Raw genomic sequence first — 18,356 nt, forward strand, 5'->3', positions numbered from 1 at the left:
ACGTATTATATGAATATAAGAATTGCCATATTCTATACTTTTAAGGAACACCTCAATTCTCACAACTGATTCCTGATTGCTATATATCTTCAAAACTATTGCCTATAATTTTATCATCAGCTTTGATACCTCCCATATACTCAAATACTTCTTGTACTTTCAACAAATCAAGAATTTGATGCGATTCTATGGCTCTTTTTTGCTCGAGCAATAAATCAGCTAAATCCCGATAAATGTCAGTAACAGTACCGTCTAAATAATCCTTTTGTTCCTCTACTGGTAAAACCTGTAAATCTTTGCGGATTTTTTCTGTAATATTAATTGATTGTTTATAAAATATTATTGCTAATTCTGGTCGATCATTTTTTGCTAATAATTTTCCTATATCAGCAAGAGTAATTCTTTCTCTATTTTGGTTTTCAAGTTGTCGATCGAGAATTAAAGTATGAGTCAAAAATTCTAGAGATTCAGAATACTGACCGGACTCTCGATACACTATACCAATATTATGAACAGAGGCAGATTTACCTTCCCGATCACCTAACTCTTCCCAAATAACTAATGCTTGTTGATGGGATTCTAATGCTTGGGAATATTTTTTCTGTTCTCGATAAATTACACCTATATTATCTATAGTTATTGCTATATTCAAACGGTCTTGATTTTCTTCATAAACTTCTAAAGCTTGTTGATAAAACTTTAAAGCCTTAGAAAACTCTTCTAAGTGGCGATAAATTGCTCCAATATATGTTAAAACCTTAGCTTTGTTTTGGGGATTATTCTGTAAAACTTTCTGATAAAAATCTATAGCTTGTTTATAGCGACCTAACCTTGAATTAACTAAGCCAAGATTACTTAAAATTGCAGTAAGATTGACATTATCCTTTTCCTTTTTAGCCATTTCTAAAGCTTCTTCATAAAACTCTATAGCTTTTGGATATTTACCTTGGCGATCGTAGATAACACCTATTTTATTTAAAGCGCTACTAATAGCAGTAGTATCGCGCAGTTGCCTACGCATTTTCAGTGCTTGATTGAATGATGCTAATGCTTGGGGATATTGACTTAGGTGAGAATAAACTGTACCAATATTATGTAGGATGGCAGCAATTTGCTCTGTATCGCCTAACTGTTGACGAATTTCCAAAGCTTGCTGATAATTCTCTAAAGCTTTCTGATACTGCTGCAGTTGTCGATCGATGCTGGCCATACTGTAGAGGGTGCTGCTGATATTAAGGCGATAGAACTCCGTTCCGCTATCGCGAACGCCCTGTTGAGTATGAATATCTAGGAGTTGCTGCAAAGTTTCTAAGGCCGTTTTTAATTCCCCATTTTCAAGTTTTTGTTTAGCTTTCTTATCAAGTTCCTGTGCTTGAGTTTGTAGGTTTTCTTGGGTAAGGCGATCGCTATATTTTTTAGTCTCTTCTGCAACTGCTTTTGAATATATCTGTACTTTCTCTATTTTCTCTGTTACTAGAGATGGAGGCAAAATCAAGAAAAATACAGTACCGATAATTAATCTAAAATATTTCCAATTTATCATTTTCTACCAAATTCATAAAATTTTGCTATGTTGAACTTTTTGAGTAGGTGCTAGGTTGAGTTAGGTAAACTTTTATCTTTCTTCCCTGTTGTAAAACCTAAAATTTTGTACCTCACGCTTTTTGGAAATCGCTATACTTACAACGCTGTTATTGATTGATGAACCACATCGCCATAATCAAAAACCTGTAGGGACCAAAAACCTGTAGGGGCTAATGGCCATTAGCTAGCGCACAACTACGTTAACACCCCTACTGTGGTCTACCGAAATGAAAACTGCTGTATGGTATAAGCATTGCTGGACTAAGGAATGAATCTTTGCAAAAAAAGGTAACCCATCTTTTACTTCCTCTTTTTCTCAAACTATTAGCAAGTTTTGCTTGAAAATGTGGGTTAAACAACCTACCCTTATGAGTTATTCCCCTCCTTGGTAAGGGAGGATCGAGGGTTGAGTTTTTACCCATAATTCTTAGTCTAGACGAGCTACTATAATTCCAATGGGCAAATATATAACGTCCTCCACACTCCCCACACCCTTTCATCCCTCAAATATGCAACGCTATGGTCTGTTCTTCATAAACCCAACTTCTTTAGTAGGTTGAAACTGCATTTATATTGCTTTTTGCCTTTTATATCATGTCTGGATAAGAGCGCCATAGAACTCCGTTCCCCTGACACGACCAAAAAACTTTCTCCTTTTCCTCCTCTTCCTATTCCTTTTCCTTCTTTCTTCCCTCCTGACTCCTGACTCCTGACTCCTGACTCCTGACTCCTGACTCCTGAGGAAAAGTATTGAGACCGAAAATCAAAAAAGCCTGATAAATTTTAAGATTTACCAGACTTTCTTTTAGATTATTTATTTTTATGGCGGGAGGCGGATTTGAACCACCGACCTTCGGGTTATGCTTACCACCACAGCTTTCACTGCCTTAATTCTGAAACTATCAGAATTAGTTTGTAGTCTGGACTGTCCCTTTACCCTCAGCTTCTATCAAACTAGAACTGCTAGGGTACTTGCCAACCAGTCTCTACACCTTCTCCTTTAATTCGGAGCTTGGCTCGGGATTACCCCGCTAACGGTTTCCCCGAATTTGACAAGTAATCACATACAAATTTCTTCGTATGCCGCCCCTTACAAGGTATAACTTCAAGCTTAGTGACTAGCGGCGTCTATATGTGCTTGTTTTGTTTGTCTTACCTTATAACTTGAGCCCGACGAGCTACCAGACTGCTCTATCCCGCGTCGTCTTTTATTAATATAACCATAACCTCATCAAAATTGCAACCCCTTACTCAAAATATTTTCAAAATTTTTTTCAGGGCTGTCCAATCACCAAATAATTAAGGTTTAAAGCCTCTCCTCATAAAGGAGAAACAAGAAAAAATTTTCATTATTAGTCAATCCAATCCGTTTTCAAGGAGAGGTAATAATTAATTATTAATTATTAATTATTAATTATTAATTGTTGAACTATACCATACACATTTCTCCAATTACTTCCAAACGCTTGACATTACTGAGAGACATATAGTTTTCCCCTAGAGTCTCAGCAATAGTTGGACTGATCCAACCCATCTGAGTTAACAAATGAATAGCCACTGCATATTTCGCTCGTTTAGCACCATCATTAACTTTAATGGCCAAACCCATCCCTTCACCTACCCGACCAATACATTGCACTCCTTCGGCCCCAGACTTACTAACAATTTCTCCTGCCGTCAAGCGCATCAACTCTGTATCAAAACTTCCTTCTCCCCCTACCATTTCTGGATGATAGGTCATCGCCCTGACAATTCGTTCTAGATCCAAACTATCACCTGAAGCCAGTTTAGCGTATAAAGTTGCCATTTGACTCAGTTGCAGGAGATAAGTTGGAGCACCACAGTCATCACGAGCGCCAATAAATTCTGCTGCGGGCATTGCCAGTAACTCAGCTACTTTGCTAATAATCAACTGTTGAACTGGATGCTTCATTTGCAGGTAAGACTCCATCGGCCAATTTCTTTGCTGACAAACAGCCAGCATACCTGCATGCTTACCAGAACAGTTATATTGCAAAGGACTATTTTTATTGGCAGGAGTTGGACATTGGAGTTTTGATGGGTCAATATCACAACGCCATAAAACGTTAAATACCTGTCTTGCTTGCTCTATTGTACCTTGATGGGAACTACAGATAATGGCCAAGTCTAAGTCAGTTAAGTCATAACGTTCTAGGGTGCCTGTAGTAGTAACTGCTAAAGCTTGAAATGGTTTGAGAGCTGAACGGACAAATGTGGCAGTATCTGCACCTCCGGCCACGGACAAAACCCGACCTCTATGGTCGCACACAGTGGCCTGAACTTGGTGAATTGATTCAAGGATACCTTCTCGGAGTAGTCTGACTTCTAGTTGCGAAGTTTGTGTTCTTTTTCCCCTTGTCATTTTTATTTATTGTTTTGGGCAAGTTGAGTATTCATCAAGTACATTAATTTAACTGTATTTTTGAAGACTATCTATCAATTTAATCTTAATAAGTCTCAACTGATTCTCTTATACTAAACTAAGTTATGCTCATCAATATTTCTTCCTTAAAAGTACGAGTATTTTTAGTCATGTCAGCTAAGATAATCGTCTGAAGAGAGTCTTTGTTAAATGAATATTAAATCACGTAGGGTGCGTTACGTGAAACTAACGCACCATCCCACAGCACCCGGTGCGTGAGGTGTAAAACCGAGCATTATTCCATCAGTGGTAAGCGTGCCGTCACATACCCTACTTAATCTTTTGTTTACAAATAGTTTCTAAATATAAACTATTTAAGTACAATTCCGTATGAGATTATTGTATAGAATAGTGTAATGTAGCAGATATTTTAGAAAAATAGTTAAGCATATAATCTGAGAATGAGTCAGGTAAAAATAACTGTAATTACTTGACTACCTAAATCAAAATTACTATGATTTTTTGTAACTATTTTGGGTTAATTTTAGATCGAAACCCAGATTATTCCACCGAGACAAATTATTAATAGCAAACTATAAAAAGTTTTGTGTAATCTTTTGATAAGTGGCTGAACTTGATAGTTAACTATTAACTTATCTTTTGTAATTTCTTCTTGTGTTTTCAGCCATGTTTGCCCATCATACCAACCAGACTCTTCATAAAAAACAGTAGTACTAGCAAGACGTGATCGTATATAATTCCAACCTAAATAAAGTCGCAATAATACCAAAATTAGAATAAAGCTTGCACCTGCTGACCCACTCAGTAAAAACTCGATCGGATATTTCTCTGGAAAAAAACTTGCTGCTGCTACTGGGCCTGATACTAACCAACTCCAGAGCCAAACCCAGACTAACTTCTTTATATACTGAAGTCTTTCTAATGTTACCCAACAAAACAACCAGGAATTTTTGAGTTCTTCATATTCGTTGACTGGTTGTTGTTCTAGGGGAACTGGAGAGCTAGATATTATCTGTCTAGTCATAAATCAATTTTTCCTCACTTATATTTTATGCCAGTAAAGAGGTAGTTCATATTGACAGCCTGATCCTAATTGAGCAATGATAAAGTATCTACTTTTTCTGCATGACTCCAAAATGCTTCTAAATTGTAGAATTCTCGTTCTTCGGGCTTCAATATGTGGACTATGACATCACCATAATCCATTAATATCCAAGAACTTTCGTTTTGGCCTTCTACTCCTAGAGGATAAAGTTCTCTATCTTGTTCTACCTTTTGGGCGATCGCCTGAGATATAGCTCTGACTTGAACATTAGAGTAACCTGTGATAATTACGAAGTAGTCTGCTAAATAAGATACTTCTGATACTTTAATCACAACAATGTTATCTCCTTTACGGTCTAATGCTGCGTTAACTATTGTCGATGTCAATTCTAAGGTTCCATCGGATTCTGAATTTGTCTGACTTAATTCGGTTGACAAGGACTGAATATGGGGGTAATTTGACATTAAATTATCTGTTTCCTTTTCCTTATATATATTTATTGTATTGGATATTTCTGTTGACTAATTTTTAGCCTTTGTATTAGTCATAATCTGATTGATTTTATTGCTGCTTCATTTTTTGTTCATCCTCGGGTTTTTTGGCCTTTTTCAGGAACCAATTTCTTGTTAATATAATTTTTGGGTGAATCAAACAATTAGTCCCTAGCAAGTGCTTTATAGTATAATCGCAGGTTAACCAAACTGCTTGGAAGAGATTTTCCTTACTAAGTTGTCTCAAATGCTGTGACTCTGCATTGTCACCTTTACCTGGTTCTAAAGTATCTGCGAGGAAAATTATGCAACTTAGCTGATTCATAGCTGGCTCTCCTCATGTATAATTAGTTATCATTTTCTTTGTGGCTTTAATACCCCACCGTCAACGGGGGTATTCACGCATTACTTGGGGGAGCGTAGACGCGGAGCGGCCCTTCGTTGACTATCCCCATGTAATTTTCCTCCTGTCTCCTGTCTCCTGTCTCCTGTCTCCTTCTTCAATGATGCTAAAATCTCCTGATCCTTGATACCAAACTCTTTTTTGGCCACAATTCACTTACATTAGCATGAAGCAAATGAGAAGAGACTTCTGATACTAAATCTATTTCTAAACCCTCTGACTTAGAAATTTGTAATAATAGGGGAGAAAAATATTTAGCAAGATCGTGCATCAATGTTGCTAGTTGATCTTTCTCCTAGTTTGTATAATAGTTTGCTATATCCTGTGCCATTTTTTATACTCTAAGAATATGTTTGAGCCTAGAGACTGAAACATGAACGGAAAGCCATGTTAATACCAGCGCTGTTTCATTCTAACACTGTGCCATTTTATGTATTGACTAAACCACGTTACAGGTTTAGGAAATGTATCTTCGCTGTCTGAAAATCAATAAATTCATTGTCAAAATCTAGAATGAAATGACCCTGATGTTAATACTTTGTCTTTAAGTTGAACCAAATCTAATTTTTCCTATTTTGGAATTGACAATTCCTCATATTTCATAACAATTATTTTGACTTCACACTGATGATTTTGATAAGAGTTTGTGATTTTCTTAAAGTATAAATTTATCAGATTTTTACCTAAGGGACAACAACAGGGAAAAACAATTATAACGTTTCGACAGGTTTTTAGTATTTGTTTGTAAGCATTTCCTGCGGAATGCTGCGTAAACAGCTATTAGCAGTCAGTTATTCCCTGGGTCAGGACTACGTTAACAGCAATTAGTAATGAATAATTAGTTCTAAGGTTTAGTCAGGAGAGTTTGACAGTAAATTTTATTATTTCTCAATTTCAAAGGTTGCTTTTACGGGGACTCAAAATCAATAGCTCATAGCTGACCGCTGAATGCTTATATTTGTTTTTGGTTAAATTATCAAAATTAACTGACTTATAAACCCCTAGTTCTCCAAATTGAAAAGTTATAATTTTTTGAATAAATATTTATTTACTAACTCGCTATTTAAAATAGTTTAGTTATACAGAGGTTTTACTAAAGCCTAAGATATATCAAGACTTAACTATAACCTCTTTCAAACTAAACAATAAAAATTTTTAGATTTAAAGTATAGCTTTCTATACTAAACTAAATTATCTTTTTAAAGATATACTAGCAATTATTAGTACCTGATTTTGCTAGAATAATCTCAATTGACAGTTAAGAAATTCTTAACAGATTCGTATTAACCGCAAGTCTGAAACACAGAAATATGCAGTCTTCAGAGCCGTCAGCCCCAATATCACAATCTGAGGAGATAGATACTCAGTCAGCCTCCTTGCAAACTAAGTTTGTAGTTGAATTCTGGGGTGTACGAGGTAGTATACCTACCCCTGGTAGTAGTACAGTTCGCTATGGTGGTAATACCTCCTGTGTAGAAATGCGCTTAGGGGAAAAACGTTTGATTTTTGATGGAGGCACAGGTTTAAGAGTATTGGGTTTAAACCTAATGAAGCAAATGCCAGTGGAAGCATATATGTTCTTTAGTCATACTCACTGGGACCATATTCAAGGATTTCCATTTTTTGTTCCTGCATTTATGCCTGTCAATAAGTTTCACATACATGGGGCAATCGCACCTGACGGGACTACAATTAAGGAATGTTTATCCGATCAAATGGTAAATCCTAACTTTCCTATTCCTTTACAGGTTATGGGTTCTGAGATGAAGTTTTATGACTTTAGCACTGGAGATGTAATTAAAATTGATGATGATATTGAGATTGAAACAGCTCCTCTAAATCATCCAAATTTTGCTATTGGATATCGAGTTTGTTGGCAGGGTAAAAGTGTAGTTTATTGTCCAGATACAGAACATTATGAAGATCGTTTTGATGAAAATGTACTTCATCTAGCTCGTAAAGCTGATTTGCTGATTTATGATGCTACTTACACAAACGAAGAATACTATAATCCTGAATCTCCTAAAATTGGTTGGGGACATTCTACTTGGGAAGTAGGTGTGGAAATAGCAAAAAAAGCAGGAGTCAAACAAATAGTTATGTTTCAACATGACCCTTCTCATCATGATAATTTATTGGATGAAATTCAAGTTGCTCTCCAGTCAGTATTTCCCAATGGGTTGGTAGCAAAAGAAGGTATGACAATTCCAATTCTTTAGAAAGCGTTTAACACCTCAGCAGTTCCCTGCGGGATGTTACGCAAACAGCGGTCAGCTTTGCGCGGAAAGCGGAGCATTCCGGAATGGACAGGGAATGAACAACCCAAGCTTTTAGATAACATTATCTATGTACTACCTTTTTAGCCTAATGGCTGATAGCTAGTTAAAGTAGCAAAAAATAATGAAATACTAGCACAGAAATTATATTAATGCCAATATCTAATCTCAGAAATAAAGGTAGACGACGACCATTTCTTTTTTTACTTTTACTACTGATATTTTTATGGAGTGCAAGTTGTGGTTTGGTTATGGCAAAAATTTCTACTGCAACAACTATTTCACAAATTGAGCCTCAACTAATGAGTAATGTTGATGTGGTTCCCAAACGTCACCAATTAGGACTGTCATTATATTTAGACAATTGTACTACTTGTCATATTCCAGTACCACCTCAAGTCCTTCCCACAGAAAGTTGGAAAGTAATTCTAGAGGATTATCAACATTACGGTATACAACTCCCTACTCTTATAGATCCACCTCGTCAACTTATTTGGAATTACCTACAAGTATCTTCTCGTGTCAAATCACAGCAAGAGGAAAGAATACCTTACAGAATTTCTAGTTCTCGTTATTTCAAAGCGCTTCATCCCAGAGTAGAATTTCCTCAAAATGTGAATATCAAGGGTTGTGTTTCTTGTCATCCTAGCGCTGCAAAATTTGACTTTCGGACTCTCAGCTCAGAATGGCCAGATTGACAAAGTCAGAAGTCAGAAGTCAGAAGTTGTTTTTGTAACAGGGATTTTGAGCAACTCTCCAAAAACATTTCGCTAATCAAGGTATAGTTTTAGACCGAGTTATTTTGATAACATTTAAGTCAAAATTTAAAACTAATGGAAGTAGTATAAAGATAGATTGAAAAACAATAAAAAAACTACCTCAAGGCAAATCTATCTAACATTATATATCTTTTTTGTTATAAGATTAATAAATATAAATATTCAAAAGTTTTACCTAAATATTTAAGTTATAAAGCCTCTACGTTCATGGAGAAAAAAAACAGACAATTCTCCTATTATAGAAGAGTTATCTATTAATTATTAAATTATTGAAGTGTCCCTAGATACTACATTTTGCAGTAAGGAATGTAGGATATTGACATCTATAAAAATAAAGAATATTATCTGTTTGAGATATATATAAAGACAAGCTTTTACCTATAATTTTGACCACTCTTGTGTAATTATTCATACAGGCATGGGTGGTAATTTTAGTGAAGCTGAAGTAATACTTAGTCGCACAAGAGATCCCAATTTATGTAATTGGTATCAGTTATCGTTTAAGGAATTCAAAAAAGGAGAATAGGTACAATGAGTGATGAAAAATTACTAAAAGGCACTAAATACGATTTCTTTGAAGATCGCGACTTAGAAGTAAAGGTTTCTTTGAATGAGGAGCTAAGTGCCAATGAATGTGGTACAGACAAACAGCCTATCCTAGTTAAACTTGACCAGGAAGGAGAAAATACATGGTACTTTGATTACGTGGTCTTCTTATACGAAGGTTCGTATATTTCATTTACTATTAGATCGAACGGTCCTTGTGGATATGGTTTGAAAATATTTACAACAGAAAATAACATAGTCAATAAATACTATGCTGTTAATGAAGGTGATGAGGAAAGCCACGAAAAATTACAAGTCACAGTCGATAAATACCAATATGAAGGAGATCCTATTAGAGTTAGAGATTTTCAGTACTTGGATAACCAGATAAATAGCAATGTTTTAAGAAATCACTTGGTTAATATTGTCACATGGCCTATTTATGGCTATGAAAAAGGTAAGTATAAATATCGTCCAGGACTTTCTCCGGTCAGGGTCAGAAGTAGTGATAGAGAACATGAATATATCAGTAACATAGTGGAGGATAGGGACAAATTAAATTTGAGTACCAATGGCTCTATCCATATGTTTTTCTACGTACTCAAAGAAGACGAAAAGATCGAAGATATATGTGATTTGCAAAGTTCTGCACAATAACGCGCCAATTTGACTTTTGAGACGTAATTCATTTGATGATTAGTATTAATTGAACTAAATTCATCATATTTGTATCGACAGAATTATTAAGGAGAAAAATCTAAAATGACACAAGACGATGGGACTAATAAAGCACCTTTATCTCAACCTGAGAATCCGGTGGAACCATCTGTACCAGGACAAGTTACACCAGAGCAAATTATTGGATTCCTTCAACAATTACTTACAGAAGTTATTCAACCTACAACAGCTGCACTACCAGGAGCAATTATTCAATTCCTTCAACAAGTACTTGCAGAAGTTATTCAACCTACAGCAACTCAATTTCAATTGGCAGCAGCTCAATCAGTTGAACAAATTACACCTGGAGTAATTAAACATTTTTTTCAAGATTTAATTGCCTTTCAGAAGGTAGATTTGTACAGAAGATTGGAATTAAACAAGGCTCTTACCGTTAGCAAAATTCAGTCTGAGGATGAAGATTGGGTCATATCAAAAGCATTCAAGGAAGCTATTTATTGGGAGCCTTATGTTCCTAATGATCCTGAAAATACTTATCATCCTAATTGGATCATACCCAGAAAAAAGGGATTCTTCAGAGTAGATGCCAAAACAAAATTTGTAGCTCATCAAGTAGGAAAATTTGTTTCAGAGGCAAGTGGTAATCAAGAACTCAGTTTATTTGGTGGTCTAGATTCAGATTTAGAAGGTGAATTTTCTGGAGAGAGCGAACTAAGTGCAAAAAGTAAGACCTACCTGTTTGCAGAGTATACAATACCAAAAGTGATTCTATCTGTAGACTGGGAAGATATTAAATTGAAACCTAACTTCAAGAGTAAGGTTGAAAACGCTTTAGGAGATGATGATGAGTTCTATAGCTTTGTAAAATTAAATCATCTTTTAAACGAATATGGTTACTTTGTGCCATTGAAATTTACGCTCGGGGGTAAGATATGTGCGGAAAGTGAGGTCAAATCAAAGATTGATTCTTCTTCCGAACAATTTGCATCCTTTAAATCTTCCTTTGCATCTAGCCTAAATCTCTTCGGTGCTGGAAGTGAAGGGGAAGGTAAATCAAAAGGAGAGATAAAGGCTAGTCAAAATATGTCTAGTAAAATGGATATGGAGTTGGAATACTACGGTGGTCTTGGATCGGCAATAATAAATCCTATTGGATGGATGATATCTTTGAACTCTTACAAGACATGGACAGTTATTAAATATTCTGAGCTTGTTCCTATCATCTGCTTTTTTGAGCCAGACTTAAGAAATAAGGTGATTCGTGCATTTATGCGTTATTCATATTATCCAGACACTGATAAACCGTTGTTACTAAATGGCGTTTCTTATGCTAGTCTAGCTGTAGAATTAATAAGTCAAAGGAGCTTCTTAGAAGATTCATCACCGGAATCAGAAGAATCAGGAAAGGAAGGTAATCTGCGAATTAATTTGCCGAACAAAATAAAGCAAAAGGCGAAGAAATTTAAGGGATTATTCTCATATAAGAGGAAGAGTAAGAGCAAGTCTTCCAATCAAGATGAAAAAAAATCTTCTCAACAATAAATACAGTGTGCTAGTTCGGTTTGTCTAAAAGGGGGTATACCGGGGTGTTTAAGTTTTCCGGTCTTCCCAAATTCCTCAAAACTTGATTCGAGTAGAATTGTCTTGTGCCATGACTCTGCCTCAGAACCTACATTCTGTACTTCAAATATAATACACTGAGAATAGACAAGTGGCGAGGAAATTACCTGAATATTTTGAGTGTAAATACTCATTTTCCTGCTAATTATCGCCTTAAGTAATGTTGGGGTGTCGGTGAACAAAGCTTACCGACACCCCTAGTTTTTGTGATTGTAACACCTATCCCCAATTGGCCATGGTTTTAGACCAGTGAATTTTTGATAAAATAATTGATACCCATTTTTTAACAACCAAATAGTTCTAAACTGACTAAACTCAGATAAGATTTATATTGACAAAATTCATAAAAAATGGTATATAAATAACCATTTTGGCAATTAATCAATGGAATTTAACTTAAATAACAACTATGTTCAAAAAACTTCTCGGAGACCCCAACGCACGCAAACTCAAGAAATTTCAACCTTGGGTGACAGAGATTAATATTCTCGAAGAAGATATTCAACAACTTTCAGACGAACAACTAAGGGCTAAAACAGGAGAATTTAGACAAGCTCTAGAAAAAGCAACATCTAAGGAGGAAGAAAAAGAAATATTAGAAGAAATTCTACCGGAAGCTTTTGCTGTAGTCCGAGAAGCAGGAAAGCGAGTGCTAGGTATGCGACACTTTGATGTCCAACTTTTGGGGGGCATCATTTTGCATCAAGGCCAAATCGCAGAAATGAAAACAGGGGAGGGTAAAACCCTTGTAGCGACTCTACCAGCATACTTAAATGGCCTAGCAGGTAAAGGGGTACACGTTATTACCGTTAACGACTACTTAGCCAGACGAGATGCGGAATGGATGGGACAAGTGCATAGGTTCCTGGGTTTAACTGTGGGATTAATTCAACAGGGAATGACTCCAGAAGAACGGAAAAAAAATTATGCCTGCGATATTACTTATGCTACTAACAGTGAAGTTGGATTTGACTACTTGCGGGATAATATGGCAACTAGCATGGATGAGGTAGTACAACGTCCATTTAATTTTTGTACCATTGACGAAGTTGACTCTGTATTAGTAGATGAAGCACGGACTCCTCTGATTATTTCTGGGCAGGTAGAAAGACCGAGTGAAAAATATATTAAAGCAGCAGAAATTGCAGCAGCTTTGGATAAAGAAAAAGAACATTATGAAGTAGATGAAAAAGCTCGTAATGTGTTATTGAGCGATGAGGGTTTTGCTCAAGCAGAAGAGTTATTGGGAGTACAAGATTTATATAACCCGGAAGATCCTTGGGCACATTTTATATTTAATGCTTTGAAGGCAAAAGAATTATTTATCAAAGATGTTAACTATATTGTTCGTGATGAAGAAGTAGTTATTGTTGATGAATTTACTGGTAGGGTAATGCCTGGACGACGTTGGAGTGATGGTTTGCATCAGGCGATCGAGGCGAAAGAAAGGGTGGATATTCAGCCAGAAACTCAAACATTGGCAACTATTACTTATCAAAATTTCTTCTTACTTTATCCCAAATTATCGGGGATGACGGGAACGGCAAAAACAGAGGAAACGGAATTTGAGAAGATTTATAATCTACAAGTGACTATTGTTCCGACTAATAGACCAACTGGTAGAGCAGATTTATCAGATGTGGTTTATAAAACAGAGAAAGGGAAATGGCAAGCGATCGCTAATGAATGTGCGGAAATGCACACAGCAGGTCGCCCAGTTTTGGTGGGTACAACCAGTGTGGAAAAATCAGAGTTACTTTCTAGGTTACTTGCTCAACTGAAAATTCCCCACCAGTTGCTGAATGCTAAACCAGAAAATGTGGAGCGAGAGTCAGAAATTGTGGCACAAGCAGGGGGTAAGGGTACGGTTACTATTGCTACTAATATGGCAGGTCGAGGTACTGATATTATTTTGGGCGGAAATGCTGAGTATATGGCAAGGTTGAAAGTACGGGAGTATTTGATGCCGAGGGTTGTTAAACCGGAAGAAGATGATGGTATGGGGATGATCCGCGTACAAGGTGCTAAAAAGCAAAATTCCGCTAAAGGTTTTGGCGAACAGAAGAAGGTGAAAACCTGGAAAGTGTCGCCAGAAATTTTTCCAGTAAAGTTGTCGCCACAGACTGAAAAGATGTTGAAGGAGACAGTGAATTTTGCTGTGCAAGAGTGGGGAGAGAGAGCGCTACCTGAGTTGGTGGTGGAAGATAAAGTGGCGATCGCTGCGGAAAAAGCTCCTACTCAAGATCCGGTAATTCAAAAGTTACGGGAGGTGTACAATTTGATTCGCAAAGAATATGAAGGCTATACAGATAAGGAACATGATAATGTTATAAATCTGGGTGGGTTGCACGTTATTGGTACTGAGCGCCATGAGTCAAGGCGTATTGATAATCAGTTGCGAGGTAGAGCGGGGCGGCAAGGAGACCCTGGATCGACGAGATTTTTCTTGAGTTTGGACGATAATTTATTACGGATTTTTGGTGGCGATCGTGTTGCTGGAATGATGCAAGCGTTTGGGGTTGAGGAAGATATGCCAATTGAATCTGGGTTGTTGACTCGTTCGTTGGAAGGCGCTCAGAAGAAGGTGGAAACTTATTATTATGATATGCGGAAGCAGGTGTTTGAGTATGACGAGGTGATGAATAATCAACGTCGGGCAATTTATGCGGAACGCCGACGGGTATTGGAAGGTAGGGATTTGAAGGAACAGGTGATTAAGTATGCGGAGCAAACTATGGATGATATTGTGGAGGCGTATATTAATCCTGAGTTGCCTTCGGAAGAGTGGGAGTTGGATAAGTTGGTAAGTAAGGTGAAGGAGTTTGTGTATCTGTTGGCAGATTTAACTCCGGAGCAGTTATTCGATTTGTCGATGGATGATATTAAGACTTTTATGCACGAGCAGGTGAGGAATGCTTATGATATTAAGGAAGCGCAGGTTAATCAGATTCGTGGTGGTTTGATGCGGGATGCGGAACGTTTCTTTATTTTGCAGCAGATTGATACTTTATGGCGGGAGCATTTGCAGCAGATGGATGCGTTGCGGGAGTCTGTTGGTTTGCGTGGTTATGGGCAAAAAGACCCGTTGATTGAGTATAAGAGCGAGGGTTATGAGTTGTTCTTGGATATGATGACGGATATTCGTCGGAATGTGGTTTATTCGATGTTCCAGTTCCAGCCGCAACCTGCAGTGCAGACTACGGCGGCGGAGACGGTGTGAAAAAATATAAATCCCTAGTCCAGTAGGGTGTGTTAGCGTCAGCGTAACGCACCAAAGACATAATAGGTGGTGCGTTACATTTCATTAACGCACCCTACCAAAGCTTTTTGCATTCAAAATTGTTACTCAAAGTTTAAAATTTTAATCATTATCCATTATCAATTTGTTGAGGGAAGAACAGATTAGCGATCGCGAGATTAAGAGTTCTGGCGAAGGTTCCTTGAATGTACCACGAAAGGTTAGTTTTTCCAGAGCATCGGGAGGAGGTTTATTAATTATTATATTAATGGAGAACCTTATGAACCAGAATCCCAGGACTATATTCTGGAGCTGAATACTGCTGAACAATGGGTTTTACCAAATCCATTAGATCCCGGTACTGAGATTTGGACTTAGACTTTAGATGGACTTGGACTTAGATTGAGACTTACTCATTGGTACAGTAAAGCCATTGACAAAAAAAAAAAAAATAAGCTATGCTTCGGTTTAGTAAAAGAAGATTTATTGAAGATGAAAAAGTTAGTTGTTACTGTTTTGGCTACTTGTTTGTTACTGTTGACTACTGCTCTCCCAGCTTATGCTGATCGGGAAGAAGTGGCTATCCATTGGGAAAAATGTATAGTTGAATCGCAACTTACTGCATGTTATGAGAGATTAGAGATAGACCAGGATAAGGACACAATCGAAATTGAGACAGATGGTTGGGTAGGAGGAGATCAACGAAAAGGTCTTTATTGGTTGGGGAGGATAGTGGATCAATGTTGGGAGAGTATAGAGGATGATGTTAGTGAATATGAATGGAAGTGGAAAATTAAAGACGATAAATTGAAATTGGAGGTTGTCAAAAAATAAATAATGATTGATCTAAAAGGATAGCACATGCTGATGTTAGCATCACCCAACTCGTTAAACCATCATCGCAGCCCCATTTGCTGTAATGAATGTATGAGCAGCCTTTGAGCCAAACCAACTTCCCAACGGGTCTACCTGGTACACCTCCTGATACCCCTCTAGGTCTAACTTCAGTTGTCCAGGAACCCCTTCCCTACCCTTTGGTTTGGCCTGAAAACCCTTAGTCATTTTGTCCAGAAAGCAATTCCCCCAATTACGGCGGGGAGTTGTTTTTTTCTTTTTAGGAGTGTACCGCTTACAAAAGTCCCGATACCGTTTGGCACATTCCTCTAACGTTGTGGCCAATTCTAGAAAAGCCGGATGCCATTCCGTCAAACCATCATCAGTCAATTGTGCATAACTACGAGAATGGTAGCTCCTCTGGATTTTCTAGCTCTAATATCAAATCCCGATAATTACTATACCCAAGTCATTGCGACTGGAACGGAGTGGAAGGAAGCAATCTCAGGGATCTACGAGATTGCTACTCTGCGAGAAGGCTTCGCCTACGGCTAGCTTGACTCTTTCAGATTGAGGTTAACTCTCTAATATTATCGCCTCGCAATGACAACCATGAACCTTTTATGCACCAATAATTAAGTAGGGTGAGTATTCTGCCTGCCCGAAAGTATCAGGAATCAGCGATCGCTTGTTCGGAAGATATTCAGGCGATCGCTATTCTTTTGCAGAGAAAGGAAAGCGTATTGTGTTATAATTATAACCGTATGATGTAATTTATTTTCTATAATCACAAAAATCATAATGGTTTCATCTAAATTGCTTCAGCTAGAAAATGCCATTAATAACTTATCCTTAGATGAGAAAATATGGCTAATGGAAAAAATCATAGCTCAAATGAAAGAGCAAACAAAATCTGCTAATTATCAATCCCAACCCGATCTAGAATTTAGCAATCAAAATAAGAACTTAGAAACCGAACCTTTAATTGGTTTATTTGCTGCTTCCCCAGATTTAGCAACTAATTCTGAGGAAATTTTACAAGGAGAAATTAGGGAAAAATCAGGATGGTTTTATTCAGTTATCAGTTATCAGTTATCAGTACCTTGCAGCAGAATGTTTGGAAATCACGAAAGTCTTGACTTTGGTTCAAAGAGACTTTCAGCTATTTCGACCTAAGCATTGTCAATTTTTTGAGATTATGCCGTAATTTTTTAATAAGCAATAATGCAAATCCAAGACTATTTCAATTTCCTAGCGCCTGATGATATCCGCATCAAAGGTAGCCGCATTGGTACCAATCGTCGCCCCTACTCTGGCCCCTGCTAGATTAACAGCGATCGCCACTACTCCTGCTACTAGACCTGCTATAGTTCCTGCCATAGCCAAAACTGTGGTTAAAACAGCAGTCATTACCGCTACAATTGCGACAGTCAAAGTCGCTGTCACTGCTCCTGCTGCCACACCTGCTACAGTCCCCGTCATAGTTCCCATTATTGTCCCAAGTAAAGATCCTGCTATCAATACAGTTCCAAAAGCTGCCTGTAATCCTTTACGGATAGCGATAATTAAAAAAAGGACAAATATCAATAGGACAATTACAGAAGCTAAAAAATTGTCTGAACTAATAGAGTAAGGAAAGAGTAAATAACCAGTAAAGACAGCCGTTAGTACAGCAGTCAATCCAGAAATTGCAGATAAAAGTAGCGATATGATAACTAAACCTAGGCGATAATGAAGTTGCACTCCAGCGTTAGCATGACTAAAGTTGGCATCACACAAAAGGGCGTTGCTGAAATCCGTTCCTTGAATATCTGAGTGTGAAAAGTCTGCACCTGCGAGGTCAAGACCTTTAAAGGAATAACCGCACAGACTTTGAAAAGAAAAGTCTTGGGACATAATTCAATAGACAAAATCAATTTAGATCTTGTTTTGCTATCTTAACAAAAATACTTCTAGACTGAGATAAGGTTATGCAATTGAATTCTCCAGGGGTTAAAACACCTTGGATTATAAAAAGCTAGCTTTTAAGCTAACGAGTCGCACCAATATTTTTTAGTTAAAGAGTGGCAGTTTCAACACTTTCCTATCCACCTTGGCTAAGTCCAGACCTAGCTGTGTCACTATTTTTCTTAAAATGTTAGCTGCTCCTTCAACAATTAATAATTAATAATTACCTCTTCTTAGAAAGAAGAGGATTGACTCAAAGGATTTTGTTCTTCTCTTGGTCGATTGGATATGGCGTTAGCGCTAGCGTTTGCGCAGCATTCCGATAGGAAAGCTCCTCTGCAAGAGGCAGCAGATCTCTAAGAGCGGGAAACCTCGCCATCCCACCCTACGGGAAGCTACGCTAACGATCGCTTTTTCTCCATGAATGAAGAAGCTTTATACCTTAATTTTTCCGTAATATCATGTCCGTTTATATCGTTTGTGTAAACCCAAGGGTGAATATCTACAGGAA

17 protein-coding genes are annotated in these 18,356 nt (G+C 37.4%); 9 read left to right on the plus strand and 8 right to left on the minus strand.

The window, feature by feature from the left end:
• Positions 1 to 79 precede the first annotated feature (79 nt).
• The 6 genes from D5R40_RS11775 to D5R40_RS35100 all read right to left on the minus strand — a co-directional run bounded on the left by D5R40_RS11775 (position 80) and on the right by D5R40_RS35100 (position 6,076).
• Positions 80 to 1,543 (minus strand): tetratricopeptide repeat protein, encoded by a 1,464-nt coding sequence (locus D5R40_RS11775; RefSeq protein ID WP_124145056.1) that lies wholly within the window; start codon positions 1,541 to 1,543, stop codon positions 80 to 82.
• 1,470 nt (positions 1,544 to 3,013) lie between these two features.
• Positions 3,014 to 3,967 carry an asparaginase gene (locus D5R40_RS11780; protein ID WP_124145055.1) on the minus strand — a complete coding sequence of 318 codons (954 nt, stop codon included), beginning with the start codon at positions 3,965 to 3,967 and terminating at the stop codon, positions 3,014 to 3,016.
• A 544-nt stretch (positions 3,968 to 4,511) separates the two neighbouring features.
• On the minus strand, positions 4,512 to 5,012 hold the full coding sequence (locus D5R40_RS11785; RefSeq protein ID WP_124154684.1) for a CGLD27 family protein: 501 nt from the start codon (positions 5,010 to 5,012) through the stop codon (positions 4,512 to 4,514).
• Positions 5,013 to 5,077: 65 nt separating this feature from the next.
• Entirely contained in the window at positions 5,078 to 5,497 is a 420-nt protein-coding gene (gene rsfS / locus D5R40_RS11790) for a ribosome silencing factor (RefSeq protein ID WP_124145053.1), read from the minus strand.
• A gap of 97 nt (positions 5,498 to 5,594) precedes the next feature.
• Positions 5,595 to 5,849, minus strand: coding sequence for a hypothetical protein (locus D5R40_RS11795; RefSeq protein WP_124145052.1), 255 nt, complete (start codon positions 5,847 to 5,849; stop codon positions 5,595 to 5,597).
• Positions 5,850 to 5,929: 80 nt separating this feature from the next.
• Entirely contained in the window at positions 5,930 to 6,076 is a 147-nt protein-coding gene (locus D5R40_RS35100; RefSeq protein WP_161564527.1) for a hypothetical protein, read from the minus strand.
• Between the two features lie 1,161 nt (positions 6,077 to 7,237).
• Here D5R40_RS35100 and D5R40_RS11800 point away from each other — a divergent pair.
• From D5R40_RS11800 to D5R40_RS11825, 6 genes are all read left to right on the plus strand, one after another.
• Positions 7,238 to 8,146 carry an MBL fold metallo-hydrolase gene (locus tag D5R40_RS11800; protein ID WP_124145051.1) on the plus strand — a complete coding sequence of 303 codons (909 nt, stop codon included), beginning with the start codon at positions 7,238 to 7,240 and terminating at the stop codon, positions 8,144 to 8,146.
• Between the two features lie 209 nt (positions 8,147 to 8,355).
• Positions 8,356 to 8,901 carry a diheme cytochrome C gene (locus D5R40_RS11805; RefSeq protein ID WP_124154685.1) on the plus strand — a complete coding sequence of 182 codons (546 nt, stop codon included), beginning with the start codon at positions 8,356 to 8,358 and terminating at the stop codon, positions 8,899 to 8,901.
• A 612-nt stretch (positions 8,902 to 9,513) separates the two neighbouring features.
• Positions 9,514 to 10,185 carry a hypothetical protein gene (locus D5R40_RS11810; protein ID WP_124154686.1) on the plus strand — a complete coding sequence of 224 codons (672 nt, stop codon included), beginning with the start codon at positions 9,514 to 9,516 and terminating at the stop codon, positions 10,183 to 10,185.
• 105 nt (positions 10,186 to 10,290) lie between these two features.
• Complete coding sequence (locus D5R40_RS11815) at positions 10,291 to 11,748, plus strand: MACPF domain-containing protein (RefSeq protein ID WP_124154687.1); 1,458 nt, start codon at positions 10,291 to 10,293, stop codon at positions 11,746 to 11,748.
• 487 nt (positions 11,749 to 12,235) lie between these two features.
• On the plus strand, positions 12,236 to 15,046 hold the full coding sequence (gene secA, locus D5R40_RS11820) for a preprotein translocase subunit SecA (RefSeq protein WP_124154688.1): 2,811 nt from the start codon (positions 12,236 to 12,238) through the stop codon (positions 15,044 to 15,046).
• A gap of 510 nt (positions 15,047 to 15,556) precedes the next feature.
• Positions 15,557 to 15,898 (plus strand): hypothetical protein, encoded by a 342-nt coding sequence (locus D5R40_RS11825; RefSeq protein WP_124154689.1) that lies wholly within the window; start codon positions 15,557 to 15,559, stop codon positions 15,896 to 15,898.
• A 54-nt stretch (positions 15,899 to 15,952) separates the two neighbouring features.
• On the opposite strand, the gene D5R40_RS35105 is transcribed toward D5R40_RS11825, so the two are convergent.
• Complete coding sequence (locus D5R40_RS35105) at positions 15,953 to 16,126, minus strand: hypothetical protein (protein ID WP_161564982.1); 174 nt, start codon at positions 16,124 to 16,126, stop codon at positions 15,953 to 15,955.
• A gap of 132 nt (positions 16,127 to 16,258) precedes the next feature.
• Between D5R40_RS35105 and D5R40_RS11830 the strand changes: the two genes are divergently transcribed.
• The 3 genes from D5R40_RS11830 (at position 16,259) to D5R40_RS35110 (ending at position 17,074) form a co-directional block, all read left to right on the plus strand.
• Complete coding sequence (locus D5R40_RS11830) at positions 16,259 to 16,453, plus strand: hypothetical protein (protein ID WP_124154690.1); 195 nt, start codon at positions 16,259 to 16,261, stop codon at positions 16,451 to 16,453.
• A gap of 89 nt (positions 16,454 to 16,542) precedes the next feature.
• Entirely contained in the window at positions 16,543 to 16,671 is a 129-nt protein-coding gene (locus D5R40_RS40955) for a hypothetical protein (protein WP_282433625.1), read from the plus strand.
• 28 nt (positions 16,672 to 16,699) lie between these two features.
• The gene (locus D5R40_RS35110; RefSeq protein ID WP_161564656.1) at positions 16,700 to 17,074 is read left to right on the plus strand and encodes a hypothetical protein; all 375 of its coding nucleotides are present in this window, start codon (positions 16,700 to 16,702) and stop codon (positions 17,072 to 17,074) included.
• A 75-nt stretch (positions 17,075 to 17,149) separates the two neighbouring features.
• Here D5R40_RS35110 and D5R40_RS11840 read toward each other — a convergent pair whose 3' ends face one another.
• Positions 17,150 to 17,794, minus strand: a complete 645-nt coding sequence (locus D5R40_RS11840; protein ID WP_124146542.1) for a pentapeptide repeat-containing protein — start codon at positions 17,792 to 17,794, stop codon at positions 17,150 to 17,152.
• Positions 17,795 to 18,356: the final 562 nt, after the last annotated feature.

Origin of the sequence: Okeania hirsuta (assembly GCF_003838195.1) — a bacterium.
In the GTDB taxonomy this organism is placed as follows: domain Bacteria; phylum Cyanobacteriota; class Cyanobacteriia; order Cyanobacteriales; family Microcoleaceae; genus Okeania; species Okeania hirsuta.